At 70.0% G+C, this 22,700-nt stretch carries 23 protein-coding genes and 1 riboswitch; of the genes, 9 read left to right on the top strand and 14 right to left on the bottom strand.

Annotated features, from left to right (window positions below; translation table 11 throughout):
* Nucleotides 1-160: 160 nt before the first annotated feature.
* Nucleotides 161-343, top strand: coding sequence for a hypothetical protein (locus tag ACIPEK_RS40840; protein ID WP_402007222.1), 183 nt, complete (start codon nt 161-163; stop codon nt 341-343).
* Entirely contained in the window at nt 322-768 is a 447-nt protein-coding gene (locus ACIPEK_RS40835) for a tyrosine-type recombinase/integrase (protein ID WP_402007234.1), read from the top strand. Before ACIPEK_RS40840 ends, ACIPEK_RS40835 begins: the two co-directional genes overlap by 22 nt.
* Here ACIPEK_RS40835 and ACIPEK_RS40830 read toward each other — a convergent pair.
* Nucleotides 674-2,041, bottom strand: a complete 1,368-nt coding sequence (locus tag ACIPEK_RS40830; protein ID WP_402007220.1) for a peptidase C39 family protein — start codon at nt 2,039-2,041, stop codon at nt 674-676. The genes ACIPEK_RS40835 and ACIPEK_RS40830 overlap by 95 nt on opposite strands.
* 175 nt (nt 2,042-2,216) lie before the next feature.
* On the opposite strand from ACIPEK_RS40830, the gene ACIPEK_RS40825 reads away from it, so the two are divergent.
* Both ACIPEK_RS40825 and ACIPEK_RS40820 read left to right on the top strand, forming a co-directional pair.
* Nucleotides 2,217-2,846, top strand: a complete 630-nt coding sequence (locus ACIPEK_RS40825) for a uridine kinase (RefSeq protein ID WP_402007218.1) — start codon at nt 2,217-2,219, stop codon at nt 2,844-2,846.
* A 360-nt stretch (nt 2,847-3,206) separates the two neighbouring features.
* Complete coding sequence (locus tag ACIPEK_RS40820; protein ID WP_402007217.1) at nt 3,207-5,114, top strand: AAA family ATPase; 1,908 nt, start codon at nt 3,207-3,209, stop codon at nt 5,112-5,114.
* 83 nt (nt 5,115-5,197) lie between these two features.
* Here ACIPEK_RS40820 and ACIPEK_RS40815 read toward each other — a convergent pair whose 3' ends face one another.
* From ACIPEK_RS40815 to ribD, 10 genes are all read right to left on the bottom strand, one after another.
* Nucleotides 5,198-6,298 (bottom strand): hemolysin family protein, encoded by a 1,101-nt coding sequence (locus ACIPEK_RS40815; protein ID WP_383079144.1) that lies wholly within the window; start codon nt 6,296-6,298, stop codon nt 5,198-5,200.
* Nucleotides 6,295-7,665: a hemolysin family protein gene (locus tag ACIPEK_RS40810; RefSeq protein WP_383079143.1), complete on the bottom strand. Its 1,371-nt coding sequence runs from the start codon at nt 7,663-7,665 to the stop codon at nt 6,295-6,297. The genes ACIPEK_RS40815 and ACIPEK_RS40810 overlap by 4 nt, the downstream gene beginning before the upstream one ends.
* Before the next feature lie 185 nt (nt 7,666-7,850).
* Nucleotides 7,851-8,315: a PH domain-containing protein gene (locus ACIPEK_RS40805; protein WP_382909696.1), complete on the bottom strand. Its 465-nt coding sequence runs from the start codon at nt 8,313-8,315 to the stop codon at nt 7,851-7,853.
* A 35-nt stretch (nt 8,316-8,350) separates the two neighbouring features.
* Nucleotides 8,351-9,199 (bottom strand): ATP phosphoribosyltransferase, encoded by an 849-nt coding sequence (hisG, locus tag ACIPEK_RS40800; protein WP_093894540.1) that lies wholly within the window; start codon nt 9,197-9,199, stop codon nt 8,351-8,353.
* Nucleotides 9,200-9,280: 81 nt separating this feature from the next.
* Complete coding sequence (locus ACIPEK_RS40795; RefSeq protein ID WP_018524273.1) at nt 9,281-9,553, bottom strand: phosphoribosyl-ATP diphosphatase; 273 nt, start codon at nt 9,551-9,553, stop codon at nt 9,281-9,283.
* A 35-nt stretch (nt 9,554-9,588) separates the two neighbouring features.
* Nucleotides 9,589-10,074, bottom strand: a complete 486-nt coding sequence (gene ribH, locus ACIPEK_RS40790) for a 6,7-dimethyl-8-ribityllumazine synthase (protein ID WP_383079141.1) — start codon at nt 10,072-10,074, stop codon at nt 9,589-9,591.
* Nucleotides 10,075-10,103: 29 nt separating this feature from the next.
* Nucleotides 10,104-11,402 carry a bifunctional 3,4-dihydroxy-2-butanone-4-phosphate synthase/GTP cyclohydrolase II gene (locus ACIPEK_RS40785; RefSeq protein WP_402007214.1) on the bottom strand — a complete coding sequence of 433 codons (1,299 nt, stop codon included), beginning with the start codon at nt 11,400-11,402 and terminating at the stop codon, nt 10,104-10,106.
* Nucleotides 11,399-12,043 carry a nicotinamide riboside transporter PnuC gene (locus tag ACIPEK_RS40780; RefSeq protein WP_402007213.1) on the bottom strand — a complete coding sequence of 215 codons (645 nt, stop codon included), beginning with the start codon at nt 12,041-12,043 and terminating at the stop codon, nt 11,399-11,401. The genes ACIPEK_RS40785 and ACIPEK_RS40780 overlap by 4 nt, the downstream gene beginning before the upstream one ends.
* Nucleotides 12,040-12,657: a riboflavin synthase gene (locus ACIPEK_RS40775; RefSeq protein WP_402007211.1), complete on the bottom strand. Its 618-nt coding sequence runs from the start codon at nt 12,655-12,657 to the stop codon at nt 12,040-12,042. Before ACIPEK_RS40775 ends, ACIPEK_RS40780 begins: the two co-directional genes overlap by 4 nt.
* Nucleotides 12,658-13,758, bottom strand: coding sequence for a bifunctional diaminohydroxyphosphoribosylaminopyrimidine deaminase/5-amino-6-(5-phosphoribosylamino)uracil reductase RibD (gene ribD, locus ACIPEK_RS40770; RefSeq protein WP_402007209.1), 1,101 nt, complete (start codon nt 13,756-13,758; stop codon nt 12,658-12,660). It lies immediately after the preceding gene.
* Nucleotides 13,759-13,914: 156 nt separating this feature from the next.
* A riboswitch (FMN riboswitch) is annotated at nt 13,915-14,045 on the bottom strand.
* A 297-nt stretch (nt 14,046-14,342) separates the two neighbouring features.
* Between ribD and ACIPEK_RS40765 the strand changes: the two genes are divergently transcribed.
* Complete coding sequence (locus tag ACIPEK_RS40765) at nt 14,343-15,089, top strand: SDR family oxidoreductase (protein WP_402007207.1); 747 nt, start codon at nt 14,343-14,345, stop codon at nt 15,087-15,089.
* A 124-nt stretch (nt 15,090-15,213) separates the two neighbouring features.
* Here ACIPEK_RS40765 and ACIPEK_RS40760 read toward each other — a convergent pair whose 3' ends face one another.
* Entirely contained in the window at nt 15,214-16,404 is a 1,191-nt protein-coding gene (locus tag ACIPEK_RS40760) for an ROK family protein (protein WP_402007205.1), read from the bottom strand.
* Between the two features lie 150 nt (nt 16,405-16,554).
* Here ACIPEK_RS40760 and ACIPEK_RS40755 point away from each other — a divergent pair, with 150 nt between their 5' ends.
* Nucleotides 16,555-17,787 (top strand): MFS transporter, encoded by a 1,233-nt coding sequence (locus tag ACIPEK_RS40755; RefSeq protein ID WP_402007203.1) that lies wholly within the window; start codon nt 16,555-16,557, stop codon nt 17,785-17,787.
* 32 nt (nt 17,788-17,819) lie between these two features.
* On the opposite strand, the gene ACIPEK_RS40750 is transcribed toward ACIPEK_RS40755, so the two are convergent.
* Nucleotides 17,820-19,115, bottom strand: a complete 1,296-nt coding sequence (locus ACIPEK_RS40750; RefSeq protein ID WP_402007201.1) for an alginate lyase family protein — start codon at nt 19,113-19,115, stop codon at nt 17,820-17,822.
* A gap of 594 nt (nt 19,116-19,709) precedes the next feature.
* Between ACIPEK_RS40750 and ACIPEK_RS40745 the strand changes: the two genes are divergently transcribed.
* Both ACIPEK_RS40745 and ACIPEK_RS40740 read left to right on the top strand, forming a co-directional pair.
* The gene (locus ACIPEK_RS40745; RefSeq protein ID WP_402007199.1) at nt 19,710-21,095 is read left to right on the top strand and encodes a uracil-xanthine permease family protein; all 1,386 of its coding nucleotides are present in this window, start codon (nt 19,710-19,712) and stop codon (nt 21,093-21,095) included.
* On the top strand, nt 21,092-21,214 hold the full coding sequence (locus ACIPEK_RS40740) for a hypothetical protein (RefSeq protein ID WP_402007197.1): 123 nt from the start codon (nt 21,092-21,094) through the stop codon (nt 21,212-21,214). The genes ACIPEK_RS40745 and ACIPEK_RS40740 overlap by 4 nt, the downstream gene beginning before the upstream one ends.
* 260 nt (nt 21,215-21,474) lie before the next feature.
* On the opposite strand, the gene ACIPEK_RS40735 is transcribed toward ACIPEK_RS40740, so the two are convergent.
* Entirely contained in the window at nt 21,475-22,272 is a 798-nt protein-coding gene (locus tag ACIPEK_RS40735) for a hypothetical protein (RefSeq protein WP_402007196.1), read from the bottom strand.
* Between ACIPEK_RS40735 and ACIPEK_RS40730 the strand changes: the two genes are divergently transcribed.
* Nucleotides 22,244-22,678 (top strand): hypothetical protein, encoded by a 435-nt coding sequence (locus ACIPEK_RS40730; RefSeq protein ID WP_402007194.1) that lies wholly within the window; start codon nt 22,244-22,246, stop codon nt 22,676-22,678. The two genes, ACIPEK_RS40735 and ACIPEK_RS40730, sit on opposite strands and share 29 nt — an antisense overlap.
* Nucleotides 22,679-22,700 lie beyond the last annotated feature (22 nt).

The raw sequence follows: 22,700 nt of genomic DNA, 5'->3' as shown, positions 1-22,700 counted from the left end.
CGGACCGCCCGGCGTGCAACCACCCTGACTGCCCGTCGCGTGGGAAGAAGTCATTCAGCGCCAAGAACTTCGGCCACGTTGCTGCGTACTGTCGCCTCCGTGGGCGCGGGCTGGCGTCTTCGCCTGCGAGCCCGCCGCTTCCGTTCCTCCCGCTGAGGCGATGCGGCAGGGCCTTCCCGCGGTACAGGTCGCCGTGGAACCCACCGATGCGTACTCGATCGTCTCCGCGGTCAGCAGCTGTCGCGGAGTGGTTGCCGTGCGGGACAGCGGCGGCCGAGTGCTGGAGCTCAAGGACGAGCAGCTCAAGGCTGCCCGCAGGGAATCGGCCCGTGTCGGCCTCTGAACCGAACTCTCCAGCTCCGCCGGCCTCGCAGGCATGCGCAGCCCTTCGTCGATGGACTTCGGGTCCGCAACGCGAGTGGCGGCCTGCCGTTCCCCGATCTCCTGCGTGAGTCGTGGGACAGGGCCATCAAGCGGCTCGCGCTGCCTGAATACAACCCGCACGACTTGCGACACAAATGGACCACCGTGACCTTGACGAGCGGCATGTCCATCCACGAAGTGTCTCGCCGGCTCGGGCATCGCTCGATCAAGGTCACGGTGGACAAGTACGGCCACGTCACCCAGGACGGCCAGGAACGCCGGCGTCAGGCGGCCGCAGCGCCGCACATGCTCACAGCAGGCCGAGCGACTTCAGAACCCGGCGCTGCCTCGGTGCCGGGTCAGCGGGCCAGTAGATGTAGCAGACACCGCCCGTACCGCTTCTGACCTTGCCGTTCGCGTCATAGCGCTTGGTGCGGAGCCAGATCGTCTCCCACTCCTGGCGCTTGTAGACCCGCCGCACGGCCTCGTTGCTCGGCGAGGCCGGGTCGTTCGCGATCACGTCGCCGTCCGCGGTGAACCCGATCACGGTCATCAGGTGGCCGGAGGTCCCGTACCCGGCGCCGGTCAGCTCCTCCTTGAGGAACGACTGCGACGTTATGACCGGGATACCCGCCCGGATCAGCTTCTCCACGTCCGTCAGCGAGCCGAGCCGGGTCACCGCCGCGCTCATGTCGTCGTACGTCGCGGCGTACGCGGCGTTGAACGGCCAGTTGCCGCAGCCCTCGTACTGGTAGTCGTACGTGAACCGCGCGGCATGGCAGACCTGCGGGTCGGCCAGACCCGGCTTGACCCAGGCGAGTTCCTCGGCGGTGGGCCTGCGCCCCCAGTACTCGATGATCATCTGCGAGGAGGTGGGGCTGCACCAGGCCTCGCCGCCGTTGTCGTACTCCGGGTACTGGCCCGCGTGCACATTCTGCGAGTAGCGCGGCACCGACAGCTCCCGGGCGAGGCCAGGGGTACTGGCGAGCACGGTGAAGCGGTCCGGGACGTCGGAAGCCATCGCGCCGAGCCGTCGGACGGTGGGCGTGAGGCGGCTGCCCGGGGGGCGGTGGAGCGTGAGCCGCAGCCGGTAGGAGACCAGCCGCAGCCCGCTCGCAGCGTCGTCCACCGAGAAGGTGTCGGTCCATATGGAGCTCTTGCCGTCGGTCTGGTCGTCGACGGACGTCCTGCGGATGTCCGCGTCACCCGCGGCCCAGCGGCCCATCACGTACCAAGGTGTCGAGGTGGCGTCCGAGTAGCGGCCCTGCAGCTCGATCTGGATCCAGGTGCCCGCCGGGGTATCGGCGTTCCAGGAGGCGATCACCTCGGTCGCCGGGACGGCGGACCGGTGGACCGGCGAGGTCCAGGTCGCGTACTCCCAGTCGGCGGTCTGACCGGTGTGCGGATCGGTGTAGTCGGTGACCCCCACTGCGTGGCCGATCACCAGACCGGGCCGACGCCCCGCGACGGCGCGCGTCCCGGCGCCGCAACCACTGCGCCAGTCGGTGTACGTGTGCCAGGAATGGTTGTCCACGAGAGAAGCGGCCGCCGAGGGAGCGGGGAGCGGAGCGGCGGGAACGGCGGCGGTCGCGGAGCCGGCGGACGACACCGTGCCGGCGGCGGCCGCCACCGCGAGCGCGGCGGTCAGCATGGTTCTGCGCGAGGTCGGTCTGTTCATGGGCGAGACCCCCGGTCGGAAGCGGAATGGGGCTGCAAGTGCACGACAGTGGGCCAACTATTGCGGGTAGTGGCCGGATTCGGCCAGCGATTCGGCGTGCGTCAATAAACCAATATTGGTCTGGTCCACTGGCGTGACCTGCGATTGCTTCGGATCGGCTCGTAGGCTGGGGCGCATGAACGACCTCTCGCTCCTCGCCGCGCGGCTGCGCACCCTGGCGCCGTCCTGCGGACCGGTGCGGCTGATCGCCGTCGACGGCCATGCGGGATCGGGGAAGAGCACCTTCGCGTCCCGCCTCGCGGCCCTGCTCGACGACGCCCCCGTACTGCATCTGGACGACCTGGCCACCCACGAGTCCTTCTTCACCTGGGTGGACCGGCTGAGCGAGCAGGTGATCGAGCCTCTGTCGCGCGGTGAGTGCGCGCGCTACGCGCCGTACGACTGGACCGCGCGGACGTTCGCGGCACCGCGCAGCCTGGAGCCCGCACCGGTCGTCCTGATCGAGGGGGTCGGGGCGGGCCGCCGGGCGCTGCGGCCCCATCTGGCGCGGCTGTTGTGGATGGATCTCGCTGCCGCGGAGTCCTGGGAGCGGGGCCGCCGCCGGGACGGGCCGGCTCTCTCGGCCTTCTGGGACGGGTGGACGGCGGCCGAGGCGGAACATTTCTCGGCCGATCCCTCGCGCTCCCACGCCGACGCTCTGGTACGGCAGTTGCCCATGGGGTACGAGTGGCTGGAGGGACCTGACGCGGCAGCAGGAGTGAACCATTCAGTCACAGAAAGTGATCACATTGCGTCGCCGTATTAAGTGGTGAGAAATCGGCCTGGAAGTACCTCAACTCTGCTTGACCCGAGGGCGGTACAGGTCTTACGTTCTCAATGTGCGGCTTTTCGGAGCCCTCGCAGACACGAAGCCCCCGGTTGTTCCCCCGTGATCGGGGGCTTCGTTCTGCCCTCGCACCCTCTTTCCCACGCCGGTTCGGCGGATTCCGCTCACCCTCGGTCACGGTCTCCCTTCCGCCTGCGTCGCTCTTAGTCGCACACTCCCTGCGCAGGTACGATGCCTCTCGGTGCGGTCAATTCCCGTCCGTGGCACAGTGATTCAGCGCGCCTCGGCGGGCAGGTCGTGCGGCGGGACATCCTGGGGGCACGGTTTGTGGGGGACCAGATGGACATCGGCACGCAGGGCGCGCAGGCCCCGGCCGACCTCGCCTGGCTGCGCGGCGTGGACGCCTACACCATGGGCGCCTACCCGCAGGCCGAAGAGGAGTTCAGGGCTGCGGTACGGATCGATCCCGGCATGGCGGACGGCTGGCTCGGCCTCCATGCGCTGAGGGCCGACACCACCACGGCGCTGCTGCACATGTACCGCCATCGCGAACGCTTCGGCGAACAGCGCACCCGCCATCGGCGCACGCTCAACTCCTGGTACTGGCTGGGCTGGTGGGTTCAACCGGTGCTGGAGAGCTCGCGCGATCTGCTCCTCGCGCACGCCTCGCACTGGCTGGACGGGCGCCATGTCCCCGAGCTGGACCGTGCGCTGGCCGGCCTGCCGCCGGTGGACGCGGACCCACAGGTGCGCTTCCTGCACGCCTGCCGCTCCTATCTGGTCAAGGACTGGGAGCAGCTCGTACGCAACACCGAGCAGCTGATCGACGATCCGATGCTCGGTATCGAGGCGGGGCTGTTCGGCGGGATGGCGCGAGTACGGCTGGAGATGTACGGGCAGGCCGAGCCGCTGCTCTCCGCCGCGCTGATGCGCTGCCGCAGCGAACAGCCGCAGCGCAAGGAACTGCGCTACTGGCTGGCCCGCGCACACGAGGGCACCGGCCGCAGCGCGGCCGCCCTGCCGCTCTACCGGGCGGTGCACCGGATCGACCCGGCATTCATGGACACCTCGGCGCGGCTCGCCGCGATCGCGGACTACGACGGCCTCGAAGGCACCGACGAAGCCGCCGGTCTCACCGCCGTGTCGCTGGCCGGGTTCGGCACGGACGCCGTGGCGGAGGCGCAGCCGGACGGGGATTCGCTGCCCGGCACCGATCTGGTGGACGGCCGGGAGCTGCGGCCGGGCGGCGAGACCCCGGGACTCGTGGGCATCGGGGTGCCGCCGTCCGACGGGGCACGGCGCAAGACCGCGGTGCCCGGCCAGCCGACAGCCCCTTTTCCGGCTGGGCCCAGCGATCCGGTGCTGCTTGCCGAGGCGCTGGCGGAGCTGGAGCGGATGGTCGGCCTGGAGCCCGTCAAACGCCAGGTCAAGGCGTTGTCCGCGCAGCTGAACATGGCCCGGCTGCGGGCCGGCCAGGGGCTTCCCGTGCAGCCGCCGAAACGCCATTTCGTCTTCTCGGGCCCGTCCGGCACCGGTAAGACCACGGTGGCCCGCATCCTCGGCCGGGTCTTCTACGCTCTCGGTCTGCTCGGCGGTGACCATCTCGTCGAGGCCCAGCGGGCGGATCTTGTGGGCGAGTTCCTCGGCCAGACCGCCGTCAAAGCCAATGAGCTGATCGACTCGGCGCTCGGCGGGGTGCTCTTCGTCGACGAGGCGTACAGCCTCTCCAACACCGGCTACAGCAAGGGTGACGCGTACGGCGACGAGGCCCTCCAGGTCCTCCTCAAGCGCGCGGAGGACAACCGGGACCATCTGGTCGTCATCCTCGCGGGCTATCCGGAAGGCATGGACCGGCTGCTGGCCACCAATCCGGGGCTCTCCTCACGCTTCACCACCCGGGTGGACTTCCCGAGCTACCGGCCGCTGGAGCTCACCTCCATCGGTGAGGTGCTGGCCGCGGAGAACGGTGATACGTGGGATGAGGAGTCCCTGGAGGAGCTGCGCTCCATCAACGGCCATGTCGTCGACCAGGGCTGGATCGACGAGCTGGGCAACGGGCGGTTCCTGCGCACCCTGTACGAGAAGAGCTGCGCCTACCGCGATCTGCGGCTCTCCGGCTACGCGGCCGTGCCGAGCCGGGACGATCTGGCCACGCTGCGGCTGCCGGATCTGATGCAGGCGTACGGCGAGGTGCTGTCCGGCCGCGGGCCGGTGGGCCGGGGGCCGCAGGAGCCGCCGCCGTTGTGACGGCGGGCTGCCCCAGTCGCCCCGTGGCCGGTGTCCTCGATTGCCGGACGGGCTGAAGACCAGCCCGTCCGGCGATCGGGACCCTAATGGACCGACGCGGTGAGTTCGCCGGTGCCGGCGGCCGTCGTGTCCGTCGCCCGGCGCGGCACCGAGACCCGGTGGGCCGGGTCGCGTACCTCACCGACCAGCATCTCCAGGACGTCCTCCATGGCGACCAGGCCGAGGACCCGGCCCGATGCGTCGGCGACCTGCGCCAGATGTGTCGCCGCGCGGCGCATCACGGTCAGGGCGTCGTCCAGGGGCAGCTCGGCCCGCACGGTCGCCATCGGGCGCCACACGTGCTGGGGGACGGCCCGCTCGCCGTCCTCCAGGTCCAGGACATCCTTGACGTGCAGATATCCCATGAACGGGCCGCCGCCCTCCGCGCACACGGGAAAGCGCGAGTAGCCGGTCCGTACGGTCAGCTCCTCGATCCGGTGCGGAGTGACGGAGGGGTCCACCGTCACCAGGGAGGCCCGGCTGAGCAGCACATCGGTGACGGGCCTGCTGCCCAGCTCCAGTGCGTCCTCCAGCCGCTCCTGCGCCTCCGGCTCCAGCAGTCCGGCCTGGCCGGAGTCCTCGACGAGCCGGTTGAGCTGCTCGCTGGTGAAGACGGCCTCCACCTCGTCCTTCGGTTCGACGCCGAAGAGCCGGAGCACCAGCCGGGCGCAGTTGCCCAGTGCGGAGGTGACCGGACGGCAGACGCGGGCGAAGCCGACGAGGCCGGGGCTGAGCCAGAGCGCGGTCTTCTCCGGCGCTGCCATCGCGAGGTTCTTCGGGACCATTTCGCCGATGACGAGATGGAGGAAGACCACGAAGACGAGCGCCAGCACATAGCCGAGCGGATGGATCAGGCCCTCGGGCAGGTGGACCGCCTGGAAGACCGGCTCCAGCAGATGGGCGACGGTCGGTTCGGCGACGGCGCCGAGGGTCAGCGAGCAGACGGTGATGCCGAACTGGGCGGCAGCCATCATCTGCGGCAGGTTCTCCAGGCCGTACAGCACCTGGCGGGCCCGGCCCGACCCTGCTGCCGCGAGGGGTTCGACCTGGCTGCGCCGTACGGAGACGAGGGCGAACTCGGCACCGACGAAGAAGCCGTTCGCCAGCACGAGGAGCGCCGCGAACAGCAGCTGGACGAGGCTCATCGCACGCCCTCCAGGACGCCGTGGGCCACCGGTGCCTCGGTGACGGGGTCGGTCACCTCGGCCGTGCGTACGAAGCGGACCTTCTCGGCGCGGTAGTGGCCGACCTGGCGGACGGAGATCCGCCATCCGGGCAGTTCGGCCCGGTCGCCGGGGGCAGGGATGCGGCCCAGCAGATCGGCGACGAGTCCGGCCACGGTCTCGTACGGTCCGTCGGGGACGTCGAGCCCTATCCGGCGCAGGGTCAGGACCCGGCAACTGCCTTCGGCCTCCCAGGCCGGGCGGCCGTCCTCGGGAGCGGCGGGGGCCAGTTCGGGCCGGTCGGCGCCTTCGGCGTCGTGCTCGTCCCTGACCTCGCCGACGAGTTCCTCGATGATGTCCTCGAGGGTGACGACCCCGGCGGTGCCGCCGTACTCGTCGACGACCACGGCGATCGGCTGCTCGTTGCGCAGCCGCTGGAGCAGCTGTTCGACGGGCAGTGTCTCCGGCACCAGCAACGGTGGTACGGCGATCCGGCCGGCCGGCGTGCGCAACCGGTCCTGGGCGGGCACGGCGAGCGCGTCCTTGAGGTGGATCATGCCGACGACCTCGTCGATGCGCTCCCGGTAGACGGGGAAGCGGGAGAGGCCTGTGGCGCGGGTGAGGTTGAGGACGTCCTGCGCGGTCGCCGAGGACTGCAGGGCGCTGACCTTCACCCGTGGGGTCATGACGTGCTGTGCGGTGAGTCCGGCGAGCGACAGGGTCCGTACGAAGAGATCCGCGGTGTCCTGTTCGAGGGTGCCGGCCTCGGCCGAGTGCCGGGCCAGGGAGACCAGTTCCCCGGGGGTGCGGGCGGAGGCCAGCTCGTCGGTGGGTTCGACACCCAGCAGTCGTACCAGCCGGTTGGCGACGGTGTTCAGCAGGCTGATCACCGGCCGGAGCGCGGCGGAGAAACGGTGCTGGGGGCCGGCGACGAACCGGGCGACCTGGAGCGGCCGGGAGACCGCCCAGTTCTTGGGCACGAGTTCGCCGATCACCATCTGGACGGCGGAGGCCACCATCATCCCGATCACCACGCTGATGCCGGGTACGGCGCCGTCGGGCAGACCGGTCGCGGTGAGGGGGCCGTCCAGCAGCTGGGCGAGTGCCGGTTCGGCGAGCATGCCGACAACCAGTGAGGTGATGGTGATGCCGAGCTGGGTGCCGGAGAGCTGGAAGGAGAGTTCACGCAGGGCTTCGACGACGGTGCCGGCCCGCCGGTCGCCCTCGGCGGCGGCGCGCTCGGCGTCCGGCCGCTCCACCGTGACCAGCCCGAACTCGGCTGCCACGAAGAATCCGTTGGCGAGGATGAGAAGGAATGCTGCGCTCAGAAGCAGCAGGGGGGTGGTCATGCCGCCGCCTCCTGGGAAGGGGCGGCGCAGGTACTACCGGACGATCCGTCCATTGCTGGAAGGAGTCACTCCTTGGGTCGCAGGAAAGCCCCGCAGGCCTCATGGACCCTCTGGTGCGGGGCGGGGCGCACGGGGCGCCGCCGTCCTCCAGAGTAATCAAGAAGAGGCCGTACGGGGCAGGGGGCTCAGCCGTTGTCCGTGCCGGTGCCGTGGTTCTCGGCGAGGGCGCGGAGCGTATGGGCGTCGCGGATGGCCTGCTGCCTGGCGATTCCCGGCTGGATACCGAGGGCGGGCATGCTGGTCCCGTCGCTCAGGTCGAGAAAGACCCAGGGGTCGCCGACGCGCAGGTTGACGCGGAGAATCTCCGCCCAGGAGAGCCGGCGCGTTCGAGTGAGATTGACCACCGTCACCCCGTCCTCGTTCGCGACGATCTTCGGGCGGCTGAGCAGCGCGAGCACGCCGAAGAACAGCAGCGCGGTGAAGATGAAGCTGGACCGCTCCCCCGCGCTCAGCTGTTCCAGGGTCAGGGCGATGACAGTGATGACGACGAACATCGCCGCCCCCACGGTCAGCAGGACCACCCGGGTTCGGGTCGGCCGGAACGTGACCGGGAGCGTGGGGAGTTCGGACCGGGGCGCGGGGGCGGACATGATGTTCTTCTGTCTTCCGGGTGGTCGCCCGGCCGTCAGAGGCGGCAGGCGTGGATGGCGGTGGTGAGGATGGCGCGGGCGCCGAGGTCGTACAGATCGTCCATGATCCGCTGGGCCTCCCGGGCGGCGACCATGGAACGGACGGCGACCCAGCCCTCGTGGTGCAGCGGGGAGATGGTCGGCGACTCCAGGCCCGGGGTGAGGGCGACCGCGCGCTCCAGGTGCTCGACGCGGCAGTCGTAGTCCATCATCACGTAGCTGCGGGCGACCAGGACGCCCTGGAGACGGCGGAGGAACTGCTGCACCTTCGGGTCGTCGTCCGGTGCGCCGGTGCGGCGGATGACGACGGCCTCCGACTTCATGATCGGCTCGCCGATGACTTCGAGTCCGGCGTTGCGCAGGCTGGTGCCGGTCTCCACGACATCGGCGATGACCTGGGCGACACCGAGTTCGATGGCGGTCTCGACCGCGCCGTCGAGGTGGACGACGGAGGCGTTGACGCCGACATCGGCGAGGTGCTTGGCGACGATGCCCTCGTAGGAGGTGGCGATCGTCTTGCCGTCGAAGTCCTGCGGCCCCTGGGCCGTGCCCGGCTTGGTGGCGTAGCGGAAGGTGGAACGGGCGAAGCCGAGCTGGAGGATCTCCTCGGAGTCGGCGCCGGAGTCCAGCAGCAGGTCGCGACCGGTGATGCCGATGTCGAGGCGGCCGGAGCTGACGTAGATCGCGATGTCGCGCGGCCGCAGGTAGAAGAACTCGACCTCGTTCTCGGGGTCGACGAGGACGAGCTCCTTGGACTCCTTGCGCTGCTGGTAGCCGGCCTCATGGAGCATCGCCATCGCAGGCCCGGAGAGTGAACCCTTGTTGGGGACGGCGATGCGCAGCATGAGGCCAGGTTTCCTTTGCGAGGAGGGAGTCTTGTGCGGATATGCGGATGTACGGAGTGCTACGTGGTGCTCAGGTCGTGCTCAGAGGTGGGCGTAGACGTCGTCGAGGGAGATCCCGCGGGCGACCATCATCACCTGGACGTGGTACAGCAGCTGGGAAATCTCCTCGGCGGCGGCGTCCTTGCTCTCGTGCTCGGCGGCCATCCAGACTTCGGCGGCCTCCTCGACGACCTTCTTGCCGATGGCATGGACACCCTTGTCCACCAGCTCGGCGGTACGGGAGGTGGAGGGGTCGCCGTTGGCGGCCTTGAGCTGCAGCTCGGCGAAGAGCTCTTCGAAGGTTTTGTTCGCCATGATGGTCCTTAGAGTACGGGGTCCACGCCCCCCACTCAGCGCCAGGGCTCGCTGACCGTGCGCAGCGTGGCGGCGGTGGCGACGGCCGCGGTGACCGCTTCGTGCCCCTTGTCCTCGCTGGAGCCTTCCAGTCCGGCCCGGTCGAGCGCCTGCTCCTCGGTGTCGCAGGTGAGTACGCCGAAGCCGACCGGGACTCCGGTGTCGACGGCGACCTGGGTCAGGCCGTTGGTGACGCCGTGGGACACGTACTCGAAGTGCGGGGTGCCGCCGCGGATGATCACGCCGAGGGCGACGACCGCGTCGTAACCGCGACCGGCGAGGACCTTGGCGACCACCGGGAGCTCGAAGCTGCCGGGCACCCGGAGCAGGGTCGGCTCGTCGATGCCCAGCTCGTGCAGGGCGCGCAGCGCGCCGTCGACGAGTCCGTCCATGACCTTCTCGTGCCACTGGGCGGCGACGACCGCCACACGCAGGTCACCGCAGTTGCGTACGGACAGTTCGGGTGCGCCCTTGCCGCTCATGTCTCTCCTACCGCTCGTTTCCGTGATCGTTACTGGTTGCCGCAGGTCGACGCCGTGGCGGAGTCGAGCCAGGGCAGGTCGTGCCCCATGCGGTCGCGCTTGGTGCGCAGGTAGCGCAGATTGTGTTCGCCGGCCTGGACGGGCATCGGCTCGCGGCCGGTGACGGCCAGACCGTGCCGCAGGACCGCGGCCGTCTTGTCGGGGTTGTTGGTCATCAGCCTGAGGCTGTGGACGCCGAGGTCCTTGAGGATCTGGGCGCCGGCCACGTAGTCCCGGGCGTCGGCGGGCAGGCCGAGCTCGAGGTTGGCGTCGAGGGTGTCGCTGCCGCGTTCCTGGAGTTCGTAGGCGCGCAGCTTGGACAGCAGGCCGATGCCCCGGCCCTCGTGGCCGCGCAGATAGATGACGACGCCGCGGCCCTCCTCGGTGATCCGGCGCATGGAGGCGTGCAGCTGGGGCCCGCAGTCGCAGCGCTGCGACTGGAAGATGTCGCCGGTCAGGCACTCGGAGTGGATCCGCACCAGGATGTCGTCGCCGTCCCCGATGTCGCCGTGGACGAGCGCGACGTGCTCGACGCCGTCGGTCGTGGAGCGGTAGCCGTACGCGGTGAATGCGCCGAAGCTCGTCGGCAGCCGCACCTCGGCCTCGCGGCGGACGGTCGGCTCCGAGCTGCGGCGGTAGGCGATCAGGTCCTCGATGGAGATGATCGTGAGGCCGTGCTTGCGGGCGAACAAGACCAGCTGGGGCAGTCGCAGCATCACGCCGTCCTCGCCGGCGATCTCGACGATCGCGCCGGCGGGTCGCAGTCCGGCGAGCCGGGCGAGGTCGACGGCGGCCTCGGTGTGGCCGTTGCGGACCAGCACGCCGCCGGAGCGGGCGCGGAGCGGGAAGATGTGGCCGGGCCGTACGAAGTCGCCGGGGCCGGCCTGGCCGCCCGCCAGCATCCGGAGCGTGGTGGCCCGGTCGGCGGCGGAGATGCCGGTGGTGACGCCGTGCGCCGCCGATGCGTCGACGGAGACGGTGAACGCCGTGCGCATCGATTCGGTGTTGTGGGCGACCATCTGCGGCAGTTCGAGCCGTTCCAGCTCGTCGTTCTCCATGGGCGCGCAGATCAGACCGCGGCATTCGCTCATCATGAACGCGACGATCTCGGGGGTGGCCTTCTCGGCCGCGATGACCAGGTCGCCCTCGTTCTCCCGGTCCTCGTCGTCGACGACCACGACGGGGCGTCCGGCGGCGATGTCGCGGATCGCCTGCTCGACGGGGTCGAGGGTGAGGTCCTCGACGGCGCTTTCGTGTCCCCGGTGCAACCAGGTGGGCTGGGCAGTCATGCCGTGGCTCCTTCCAGAGCGGGTGTCCGCGAACGCAGCCACCAGTCGCGCATGCCCCACAGCACGAGGGCGCCGTACACGACGTAGATGAGACCGGAGAAGGCGAGACCGCTGTGGAAGTTCAGCGGTACCCCGACCAGGTCGACGAGGAGCCAGGCGAACCAGAACTCGACCATGCCGCGAGCCTGGGCGAACATCGCGACGAGCGTGCCGGCGAATATGTACGCGTCCGCCCACGGGCTCCAGGAGAGCGAGGGGAACGCGGTGAACAGACCGCCGACCGCGAGGGTGCCGAGTGCGGTGCCGCCCAGCAGACAGCCGCGCTCGCGCCAGGTGGCGAACCGTACGGCGAGGGAGCCGTCCTGGGCCTGTCGCTTGCCCCGGGTCCACTGCTGCCAGCCCCAGACGGCCACGGCGATGACCACGAGCTGCTTGCCGACGCTGCCTGCCTGATGCACGGAGACATTGGCGGCGACCAGGACGACTCCGGACAGGAGCTGGGCGGGCCAGGTCCAGATCGAGCGGAGCCAGCCCAGGGTCAGCGCGATCAGACCGACCGTGTTGCCGATCATGTCGGACCAGATGATGTGCTGCCCGAAGACGGTGAACGCCTCCGAGTTCAGCCAGTTCAGCGAGGTCACTTCGCCGGCTCCTCGGGTCCCTGGGCGGTGTTGCCGAGCAGCCGCTCGACGTACTTCGCGATGACGTCCACCTCGAGGTTGACCGGGTCGCCGGGCTTCTTGATGCCGAGCGTGGTCAGGGCGAGGGTGGTGGGGATGAGGCTGATCGTGAAGTAGTCGGGTCCGGCGTCCACGACGGTCAGGCTGACGCCGTCGACGGTGATCGACCCCTTCTCCACCACATAGCGGGTCAGGTCCGCGGGGAGGGAGATCTTCACGATCTCCCAGTTCTCGGAGATCTTGCGCTCGACGATGCGGCCCGTGCCGTCGACATGGCCCTGGACGATGTGGCCGCCGAGCCTGCCGCCGAGCGCCATGGGGCGCTCCAGGTTGACCCGGGTGCCGACCTCCAGGGCGCCGAGGCTGGACCGGTTCAGGGTCTCGGCCATCACATCGGCGGTGAACTCGTGTTCGCCGAAGTCGACGACGGTGAGGCAGACACCGTTGACGGCGATGGAGTCGCCGTGCTTGGCGCCTTCGGTGACGACGGGACCGCGCAGGCGGAAGCGGGAGGCGTCGCCGAGCTTCTCGACAGCGGTGACTTCGCCCAGTTCTTCGACAATTCCGGTGAACACTCAGTTTCCCTTCCGGGCAGGGCCGGGGACGGCGCTGATGCGCAGATCGGGGCCGATACGGACGGTCTCGGTCACATCGAGGCGCAACGCATCGGCGATGGTGGAGATTCCGGCGTCGGCGAGGGCCGCGGGGCCGGCGCCGAGGAGCATGGGGGCGAGATAGCCGACGACCTTGTCGACCGTTCCCGCCGCGACGAAGGCCCCGGCCAGGGTCGGGCCGCCTTCGAGGAGTACGGAGCGGATGCCTCGCCCGTGAAGGGCGGTGAGCAGGGCGGGGACGTCCAGGCCGGGGCCGGTGGCGGCGCGCGGCAGCCGCAGAACGGCCCCTTCGGGGAGATGGCGGGCGTCGGCGTCGTCGGCGACGGCGATCAGAGTGGGCGCGGTGTCGTCGAGGACGCGGGCGCCGGGGCGTACGGCGGTGGCACCGGTGTCGACCACCACCCTCAGGGGCTGTACGGCGCCTTCGACGCCCCGTACACCGAGCTGCGGGTCGTCGGCACGGGCGGTACCGGAGCCGACCACGACGGCGTCGGCCTCGGCGCGCAGCCGGTGGACGTCGGCGCGGGACTCGGGAGAGGTGATCCAGCGGCTGGTGGCATCGGCGGCCGCGATCCTGCCGTCGAGGGTCGCCGCGTACTTCCACAGGACGTACGGGCGGCCCAGGCGCACCGACGTCAGCCAGGCCGTGTTGCCCGCCTCGGCCTCGTCCGCGAGGAGCCCCCGCTCAGCTTTGACCCCGGCCGCGTGCAGGGTGTCCGCACCGCCGGTGGCCTGTGGGTTCGGGTCACCGACGGCGTAGAAGACGCGGGCGACACCGGCCTCGATGAGCGCCTGGGCGCAGGGGCCGGTGCGGCCGGTGTGGTTACAGGGTTCGAGGGTGACGTAGGCGGTGCCGCCCCGGGCCCTGTCGCCTGCGGCGCGCAGGGCGTTGATCTCGGCGTGCGGCCCACCGGCGCGCTGGTGGAATCCTTCACCGGCCGGCCGGCCCGCGGTGTCGAGGATGACGCAGCCGACGACCGGGTTGGGGCTGGTGGAGCCGAGACCGCGCGCTGCGAGCGTGATCGCTCGGCGCATGGCGGTGATGTCGGCTGCGGTGTCCACCGGGTCCTCCTGCCTCTTCGGGCACGGACTCCGGGGCCTGTCGACGACGACAGATGAAGCGGGAACGCAACAAGGGGACGCCGAATGTCGGATACACGGATGGATCGGTTGCCCGAAGACCATCCGCCGACGGCGGCGTACCCGTGAAACGGCCCGCCGCGCACTGCCTCCCATCCGGACTTTAACCGTCGGTCCAGGAATCTCACCTGGTCAACCGGCCGCTGGATGCGGACGGGTCGCGGACTATAACCGCCGGTTCGGAATTACACCGACCCCGGAGTGCGCTGCTGCTGGTACACGATCAGTGTGCCACGCCTGCTCATGGGCCATATGGGTGAGCGCCTGTGGAGTGGCTCACAAGGGCCTCCGGACGGGGCGCACAACGGGACGGTAGAGCCTTGAAGGTCCAGACCTATTGACGCAATGGTCCAGTGCTCTTGATCTCCGCGTCACCTCCGGGGAGCGATCCCGCGGTGTGCGCCGGCAGGACCTCGGGGCCTGCTGCCCCTCCCCCGACCGCCCGGCGGTGACCGGTTCGCCCCCGGTCACCGCCGGGCTCGCCCGCGCTCTGAGAGGGTGGACCCATGACGACGATTCTGGTGACCGGCGGAACCGGAACACTCGGCCGGCAGGTCGCGGACCGGCTGCGCGCGGGCGGGCAGGACGTACGGGTGCTGAGCCGCCGATCCCGGCCGTACGCGGTCGATCTGCGCGACGGCAGGGGGCTGGACGCGGCGGTCGAGGGCGTGGACGCGATCGTGCACTGCGCCTCCACGCCGCGCGGCGGCGACGACACGGCGGCCGGACATCTGATCGAGGCCGCACATCGGGCGGGCGTCCCCCATCTGGTCTATGTCTCCATCGTCGGTGTCGACCAGCTGCCGCTCGGCTACTACCGGATCAAGCGCCGGGTCGAGCGGATGATGGAGCAGTCGGAGGTCGGCTGGACGATCCTGCGGACCACCCAGTTCCACGACCTGGTCCTGCGCATCCTGGCCGCAGCGGCCAGGATGCCGGTGATGCCGCTGCCCTCCGGGGTACGGATGCAGCCGGTCGGCTCCGGTGAAGTCGCGGACCGGCTGGCCGGGTTGGCCCTTTCCCGACCGGCGGGCCGGGTGCCGGACATGGGCGGACCCGAGATCAGGGCATTCCCCGAACTGGCCCGCGCCTATCTCCGGGCGACCGGAAAGAAGCGGCCCCTGATGCCCGTACGGCTGGCGGGCAAGGCGTACGCCGGATACCGGAACGGAGACCATCTGAACCCCGAACGGGCTGTGGGGAAGGCGACGTTCGAGGAATTTCTCGCCGAGCGGTTCAGCCGGCCGGAGTGAACACCTCGCCCGAACCGCCTCCCGAAGGGTTCAGCCGGCCGGAGTGAACACCTCGCCCGAGCCGCCTCCCGAAGGGTTCAGCCGGCCGGAGTGAACACCTCGCCCGAGCCGCCTCCCGAAGGGTTCAGCCGGCCGGAGTGAACAGCTCGTCCTGAGCCGCCTCCCGGGCGGCGAGCAGCGCGCCGCGGAGCACCGCGGCGCCGCCGAGCCGACCGGCCCTGACCTCGGTGCGAAGCGGGGACATCATGGCCAGCCGATCCTCGACCCGTGCCGCGAGCGCGTCACCGCCCGCGTGGCCGACCTCGCCCGCGAGCAGCACACAGCCCGGGTCGAGGACGGAGGCGATGGCGGCGGCGCCGAGCGCGAGACGTTCGGCGAGGGCGCCCAGGAAGGCCTCGCTCTCCCCCTCCCCCGCAAGCGCGGCCCGTACGGCGAATGCGGCGCCCGGCTCCTTGTCCCCTTCGGCCGCGCCAGGGGGCACGTATATGCCGTGGGTGGCGGCCAGTTCACAGACCGGGGCGGAGCCCACCAGCGAGTGGAACCCTCCGTCGCAGTTGACGGCCGACGGGGTGCCGGTCGTGCCGGGCACCGGCAGGAAGCCGATCTCGCCCGCGCCGCCCGAGGCGCCGCGGCGGAGCTTCCCGTCCAGCATGACGGCGGCGCCGACGCCGTGGCCGAGCCAGAAGAGCACGAAGGTGTCACGGTCGCGGGCCGCGCCGATGCGCTGCTCGGCGACGGCGGCGAGATTGGTCTCGTTCTCGACCAGCACGGTGGCGGGCAGCCGCTGCTGCAGCACCCGTACCAGTCGTCGGTGCCAGGCGGGCAGCCCGGTGGTGTCGCGCAGTTCGCCGGTGACCGGGTCGATCAGACCGGGCGCGCCGATGCCGACGCTGTGCAGCCGGGCTGCGCCCGCCTCCCTCGCGGTGCGTTCCAGCAGCGCGGCGGCCTGTTCGGCGGCGGCCTCGGTGTCGGTGTCGCTGCCGATGGGCAGGGTGGCCTCAGCGAGCGTGGCGCCGAGGAGATCGGCGACGACCACGGCGACGCTGCCGGTGCGTATGTCGAGCGCGGCGAGGTGGGCGCGGTCGGCGGCGATCCCGTACAGCCGGGCGTTGGGGCCGCGGCGCTCGGAGCCGGCCTCACCGACCACTCGGATCAGACCGGCCCCCTGCAGCCGTTCGACGAGGTCGGCGACGGTGGGGCGGGAGAGTCCGGTCAGAGCCTTGAGCTGTGTGGCCGTCAGCGGGCCGTCCTGCTGCAGCAGTCGAAGGGCGAGCCGGTCGTTCATGGCCCGGGCGGTGCTCGGTGATGCGGGCATGCCGGGATCCTTCCAGATCACTGCCACACGGAGACGAAACCTTGATGGTCTATTTATCAGGCAGGGTTCCTGATAGTTTACGGCCCGCACCGTGGAGACGGGCGCCGGGGTCGCCGGTGACAGAGGATTCCCAGGGGAGGGCACGGCGGTATGACAACGGATTCCACAGAGACGGTCTTCGGCATGGGGCAGGTGAGGCGGGCCAGGTTCGCCGTCGCCGCGGTCTTCGCCGTGCACGGCGCGGTGACCGGCAGCTTCGCCACCCGGGTGCCCTGGATCCAGGACCACGCGGGGGTCAGCGCAGGGCAGCTCGGCCTCGCCCTGGCCTTCCCGGCGATCGGTGCCTCGCTCGCCATGCCGCTGGCCGGTGCGATCAGTCATCGGTTCGGCGCCAGGACCGCGCTGCGCGGACTGCTCGCCCTGTGGACGCTGGCGCTGATTCTGCCCGCGCTGGCGCCCAACCTGCTGACGCTGTGCGCCGCGCTCTTCGTGTACGGGGCATCGGCCGGCATGTCGGATGTGGCGATGAACGCCCTCGGTGTCGAGGTGGAGAACCGCCTCGACAAGTCGATCATGTCCGGGCTGCACGGCATGTGGAGCGTGGGTGCCCTGGTCGGTTCGGCCGCGGGCACAGTGGCCGCGCATCTGGGCTCCGATGCCCGGCTGCACCACACGATCGCCGCTGTGGTGCTCACGGCGCTCGGGCTGATCGCCTGCCAGGGCGTACTGGATCTGCACAGCGAGCCGGACGAGGAGCCGCCGCCACGCTTCACGCTGCCGCCGAAGTCGGCGCTGATCATCGGTGCGGTGGGCTTCTGCGCGGTGTTCGCGGAGGGCGCCAGCCTGGACTGGTCGGCGGTCTACCTCCGGGACATCATGGACACCTCCGCCGGGCTCGCCGCGGCGTCCACGACGGCGTTCGCGCTGACGATGGCGGTCGCCCGGATCGCCGGTGACAAGGTCGTCGACCGCTTCGGGGCGGTCAGGACCGTACGGGTGGGCGGCGCCCTCGCGACGGTCGGCGGACTGCTCGTGGTCGCGTCGCCGAACGCGGTGCTGGCGATGTGCGGTTTCGGGCTCCTCGGCCTCGGTGTCGCCGTGGTCGTCCCGCTCGCCTTCGCGGCGGCCGGACGCAGTGGCCCGAACCCGAGTCAGGCGATCGCGGGCGTCGCCACCATCACGTACACCTCCGGGCTCATCGCCCCGTCCGCGATCGGCTCACTGGCCGAGGCGACCTCGCTGGTCGTGTCGTTCGGCCTGGTGACGGTGCTGGCGTTCGGCCTGGTGCTGGGGGCCGGGGTGCTGCGGGCGGGCGACCGCAGGGCCGTGTCGTCCTCGGCCGCCGCCGCCCCGAGCGCGGCGGCGGCCGAGCCGCGCCCCTGAGCCGGCGGCTGTTGCGGGGCGCGGCGGACGGTTCAGCCGGCGATCGAGTCGAGCTGTTCCGCGGCGGGCCGCAGCGCCCACAGGTCGCCGCCGGGCGGAGTCTCCAGTTGCCCGACGGACGCCTCGGCCTTCGCGTCACCGGCGTCGGCGGCCGCGTGCACGATGTCACTGGCCGCGTACCGGTGGAACTCCAGCTCCGGGTGGGGCCAGGCGGCCGCCCCGGTCGCGGCGGGCAGCAGATAGTCGACCGCCTTGAACAGGCTCTGCCCCTGCGGCCCTTCGTACGCCCAGAGGTCCACGCCGACCTGCATGCCGATGGCGGCGAGCCGGGTGTAGGCGACCAGGTCGAAGGTCGAGTAGTGCCAGCTGCGGGTGCGTGCCAGCTCCTGCGGCTGGGTGCCGTCGCCCGCGATCTGCTGGTCGATCCGCAGCGCACGGGCGTCCAGGACGACCTTGCGGGCGAGGGCCTTGTCGCCGCTGGCGAGGACGAGGCCGGCGATCTGCATGTCCTGGAAGGTGCCGTGGTTGTTCTGAGCGGCTGTTTCCTGCTTGCCGAAGTCGGAGTTCACCAGCCAGTCGAGGAACGAGGTGTTCCACGCCCGCATGGCGGTCCGGTCGCGCTTCGACCAGCCGGGTGCCCCGGTGTCGAGCAGCGCGACGGCGTCCAGAACGGACGTGTACTGCTGGGAGAAGTCGATGATGCCGATCGCCCGGCCGTCGTACTTGCAGGGGATGAACTGCCCGTGGTTCAGGTTGGGGTTCATCCGCGTCGCGGGATCCAGGAACCAGGTGCGCAGGATGTCGGAGGCGTGCTCGGCATACTGCTTCCGGCCCGTGTAGTACCAGGCCAGGCTGAGGGTGGTGACGGAGTTGAAGACCTTGCCGATGTCGGGACGGTCGGTGCCGGTGTCGACCTCGGGGTTGCGTACGCCGTCACGCTGCACGTACGGGCAGCCCCAGGGGTTCTCCGCGGTCTTCGGCTGGGAGGGCCACCAGTACGGCGCCTGGCTCAGGTAGTCGTGCGGGTCTCCGCTCGGCGCGGGCTTCGGCTTGTCGACGACCGTCCAGGGGCCCTGACCGAGCCAGCCGTCCGCCTTGGCGGTCAGCGCCCGGACGGCGGTGCGCAGGGCCGGGTCGCCGTGGTCGAGCCGGAGCTTCGCCTGCTGGATGCGGTGTCCGTCGATGACCACGGTCCTCGGCACGCGGTGTGGCGGACGGTGGCCGTGCGCGGTGGCGGCAGCCGAGGAAGCGGCCGGGACGAGCACCGCGGTCAGGGCGACCGCGGCAGTGAGGAGGGCGCCCAGACGCCGACGTGGTCTTCCACTCATCGAAACACTCCCGGCAATCATGTACGTGAACCATGTTCATGAGCAAGACCGTGCGAGCGTAGGGCCGCCTGTTCGGAGTGACAATGCTTCGCGCACGATTCATGCATGGGATCCGCAATGGAGTGCTTGCGCCCACAGCCCGGCCGCGAGCGCGGCGCGATCCGGCATTACCATGGCGCTGATCATTTCTGCGGTTTGCGCCGTGCCGGGCGAGGCACTGGACTCCGCACCTACACACAGGGAGCGACCATGGGCCTCGGCGTGCGCTGGACCTTGCACGGCGACGGGAAGACTCCCGCGCCGGGGGCCGTGGTCCGGCCGGACGAACGGCTCTCCTGACCCCGTACGTTCGGACTCGGCGCCCAGCACGTGGTCGCGATGTTCGGTGCGTCGTTCGTCGCTCCGTCACACCCATGATGAACACGGACGGCCAGCACTTCCCCACAAGATAGGGGGTGCGCCAGGCGGGTGTCTCCCCTCGGCAGGCCCTGTCGTCCTATGTCTGAACCGTACGGTTCCGCCAATGATCGAAGCTGCCCGGCCTCGTCGGCCGACCCTCAACACCACCCGAGCAACACATCAAGGAGCAAGACCATGGCGGGCTTCGGCTGGAAGCTGCACGGCGACGGCAAGAGCCTCGCACCGGGCGAGGTCGTAAGACCGGATGAGCGGCTCACCTGGGGGCGCACCGCCGGCCTCGGTGCGCAGCATGTGGTCTCCATGATCGGCGCCTGCTTCGTCGCCCCCATCTTGATGGGTCTGGACGCCAACCTTGCCGTCATGGCGTCCGGTTTGGCCACCATCCTTTTCCTGCTCATCACCCGTGGCCGTATCCCCAGCTATCTCGGCAGCAGCCTGTCGTTCATCGGCGTGGCTGCCGTCATCAAGACTCAGGGCGGCGACGCGGCAACCCTCACCGGCGCGCTGCTGGCCGTCGGCGCGGTCCTCTTCCTGTGCGGGGCAGTCGTTCGTGCTCTGGGCGCCCGCATCATCCACGCCGTCCTGCCGCCGGTGGCCACCGGCGCGGTGGTCATGCTCATCGGGTTCAACCTGGCTCCCGTCACAGCCGGCACCTACTGGCCCCAGGATCAGTGGACCGCGCTGCTCACCATGCTCTTCACGGGCTTCGCCCTCGTCGTGCTGCGTGGCTTCTGGTCCCGTATCGCAATCTTCCTCGGCCTGGCCTTCGGCTACCTGATCTCCTGGGTCTTCGACCGCGTCTTCGGCAAGATCCACTCCCCCGCCGGAGGTACCGAATCGGTCGACCATTGGCGCCTCGACCTCTCAGGGGTGGCCAAGGCCGACTGGATCGGCCTTCCCACCTTCCATGCCCCGAGCTTCTCCCTCTCCGCGGTTCTCGTCGCCCTGCCCGTTGTCATCGCGCTCATCGCCGAGAACGCCGGACACGTCAAGGCCGTTGGCGAGATGACCGGCGACCCGCTGGACGACAAGCTCGGCACGGCGATCATGGCCGACGGTGCAGCCACCGTGCTGTCGACGTCCGTCGGCGGCCCCGCCACAACGACGTACGCCGAGAACATCGGCGTCATGGCCGCTACCCGCGTCTATTCGACCGCCGCCTACTGGTGCGCCGCCGGCTTCGCGATCCTGTTCGGGCTCTGCCCCAAGTTCGGTGCCGTCGTGGCCGCCATCCCCGGCGGGGTCCTCGGCGGGATCACCGTCATCCTCTACGGCATGATCGGCCTGCTGGGTGCCCAGATCTGGGTCCGCTCCCGCGTCGACCTGTCCAACCCGCTCCACCTCGTGCCCGTGGCCGCGGGACTCATCGTGGGAATCGGCAACGTCAGCCTGACGCTTACCGACAACTTCCAGCTCAGCGGCATCGCGTTGGGGACGTTGATCGTCGTCGTCGGCTACCACGCCCTTCGAGCCCTGGCGCCTGCCCACATGAAGGGCGAGCCGCCACTCACCGAATTGGACAACCCGGGGTACGACCGAGGGCTGCCGAGCGGGTCGTGATCGCAAGCACCGCCAGTGAGCCGCAGAGGGCAGACTCCGGCAAGGTTGCCGCCTACATGAGCGTGAAATACAAGGAGACCGCGCGCGGCGGTCTCGCAGTGAACATCATCGAGCGCTAGGCAGATAGGCCCTGAGCAGCGCTTTCGTGCCTTTCAACGCTGTCAGGGCCTTCCTTGCTTACGCGGCGGAAAATCCCTGGGTAGTCCCCGGGCCGTGGACGATGGCGCCTCTGTTCGCGGGTAGCCGAGGCGGAAGGCGTCGAGCTGCCGAAGAACGCGGAGGAGGACTGAGCCCCCGTCTACCAGTCGGTGCGATCACTTCGAGATCCGCCGCCCGTTCACCTCGCCGGCCACCGACCCGCCAGTCGGCCGTGGGGCGTTCAGGCACGGACAGCACCGCCGTGGCCACCGTTCGCGCTAGCGATTTCACTGAACCTCTCGATCGTCGAGATCAGTTCGCTGTGAGCCCGCCGAGGTCGATCAAGGCTTGTAACGGGCGGCCCCAGTGGGGAGTCACCTTCGGTCTCTCCCAGATCCCTGAAGACGCGAGCGAGGGTGGTGGCCGCGCACTGAACGTCCTTGGCCGCGTCACGGACGATGCTCGGGCCTTCCAGACCGACCCGCCGCGCAGCGGCCATCACCTGCCCCGGGCCAGTCATGCCGTGGATAGCGGTCCACTGCGCCCGCGCTCGCCTGTCCCCGTCGAGCACGGACGGAATCCCTTCGGAGCGGTCTTGCAAGTGCTGAAGCAGCGCCTCCGCCCGTTCGAGATGAGCCTCCGTCGCTTCTTCGTAGGAGTTCGCCGCGCTCAGCAGCAACGTGTAGGCCTCCTGTTGTGCTGCGCGCCTCGCGGCATCGAGCACCCCCTCGTAGGTCTTCGCCGCCGCTTCCGCGGTTCGCTTCCCCTGGATGCTCGCCGAGTACATCGCGGCAGCACCACCGATGATGGCTCCGCCGAGCGCTCCGCCGACGCCGACGAGAGCGACCGTCAACTCCGTGTCCATGAGCCCGATCTTGCCTGCCAAGACCGGCGCGCGCAGCCATAGCCGGTTGTAGGCGCTCACCCTGGCCGAAACCCCGTTCAGGTGTGCCCATTTCCTGAGAAGGTGGCCACTCTGCATCTGTACCCGCACGCTGAGGAGCGGCGCCGTGATCATCCTCGACACGAACATACTCAAGGGCACCTCACTTCGCGGACCGGAAGCCGAGCTGCTCCTAGCGATCCGCAGCACCAAGGTCGAGCGAGTCGGAGCCCCCTGGATCGTCCTGGAAGAGCTGGCGGCCCAGCAGGCAATCCTCTACGAAGCGAAGTACGAGACGGCGAAGGACGCAGTGGAGACGCTGAACAAGGCCACGTCTTGGGCGGAGGTCCGCCCTCCGAGGAAGTTCTCGCCGGATCACGTCCGTGAGTACTGGCGCGGCAGATATGCCGCCATCGTCGAGGTCCTGCCGACGAGCCCGTCCGCGTACCAGGAAGCCCTCTTTCGTGAGGCGAATCTCCTTGCCCCGTGTAAGAGGGCGTTCGATAGGGGAACCCCCTATCTGTCCGATCTGCGCTGCGGCGAGACGGACTTGTTTCCATGATCTCGTAGCGCGACACCTGGGT

Source organism: Streptomyces sp. NPDC088246, from assembly GCF_044741025.1.
Classification (GTDB): Bacteria; Actinomycetota; Actinomycetes; order Streptomycetales; family Streptomycetaceae; genus Streptomyces.
Note: the sequence above shows the minus strand (reverse complement) of the source record. Positions and strands in the feature narration are given on the sequence as shown.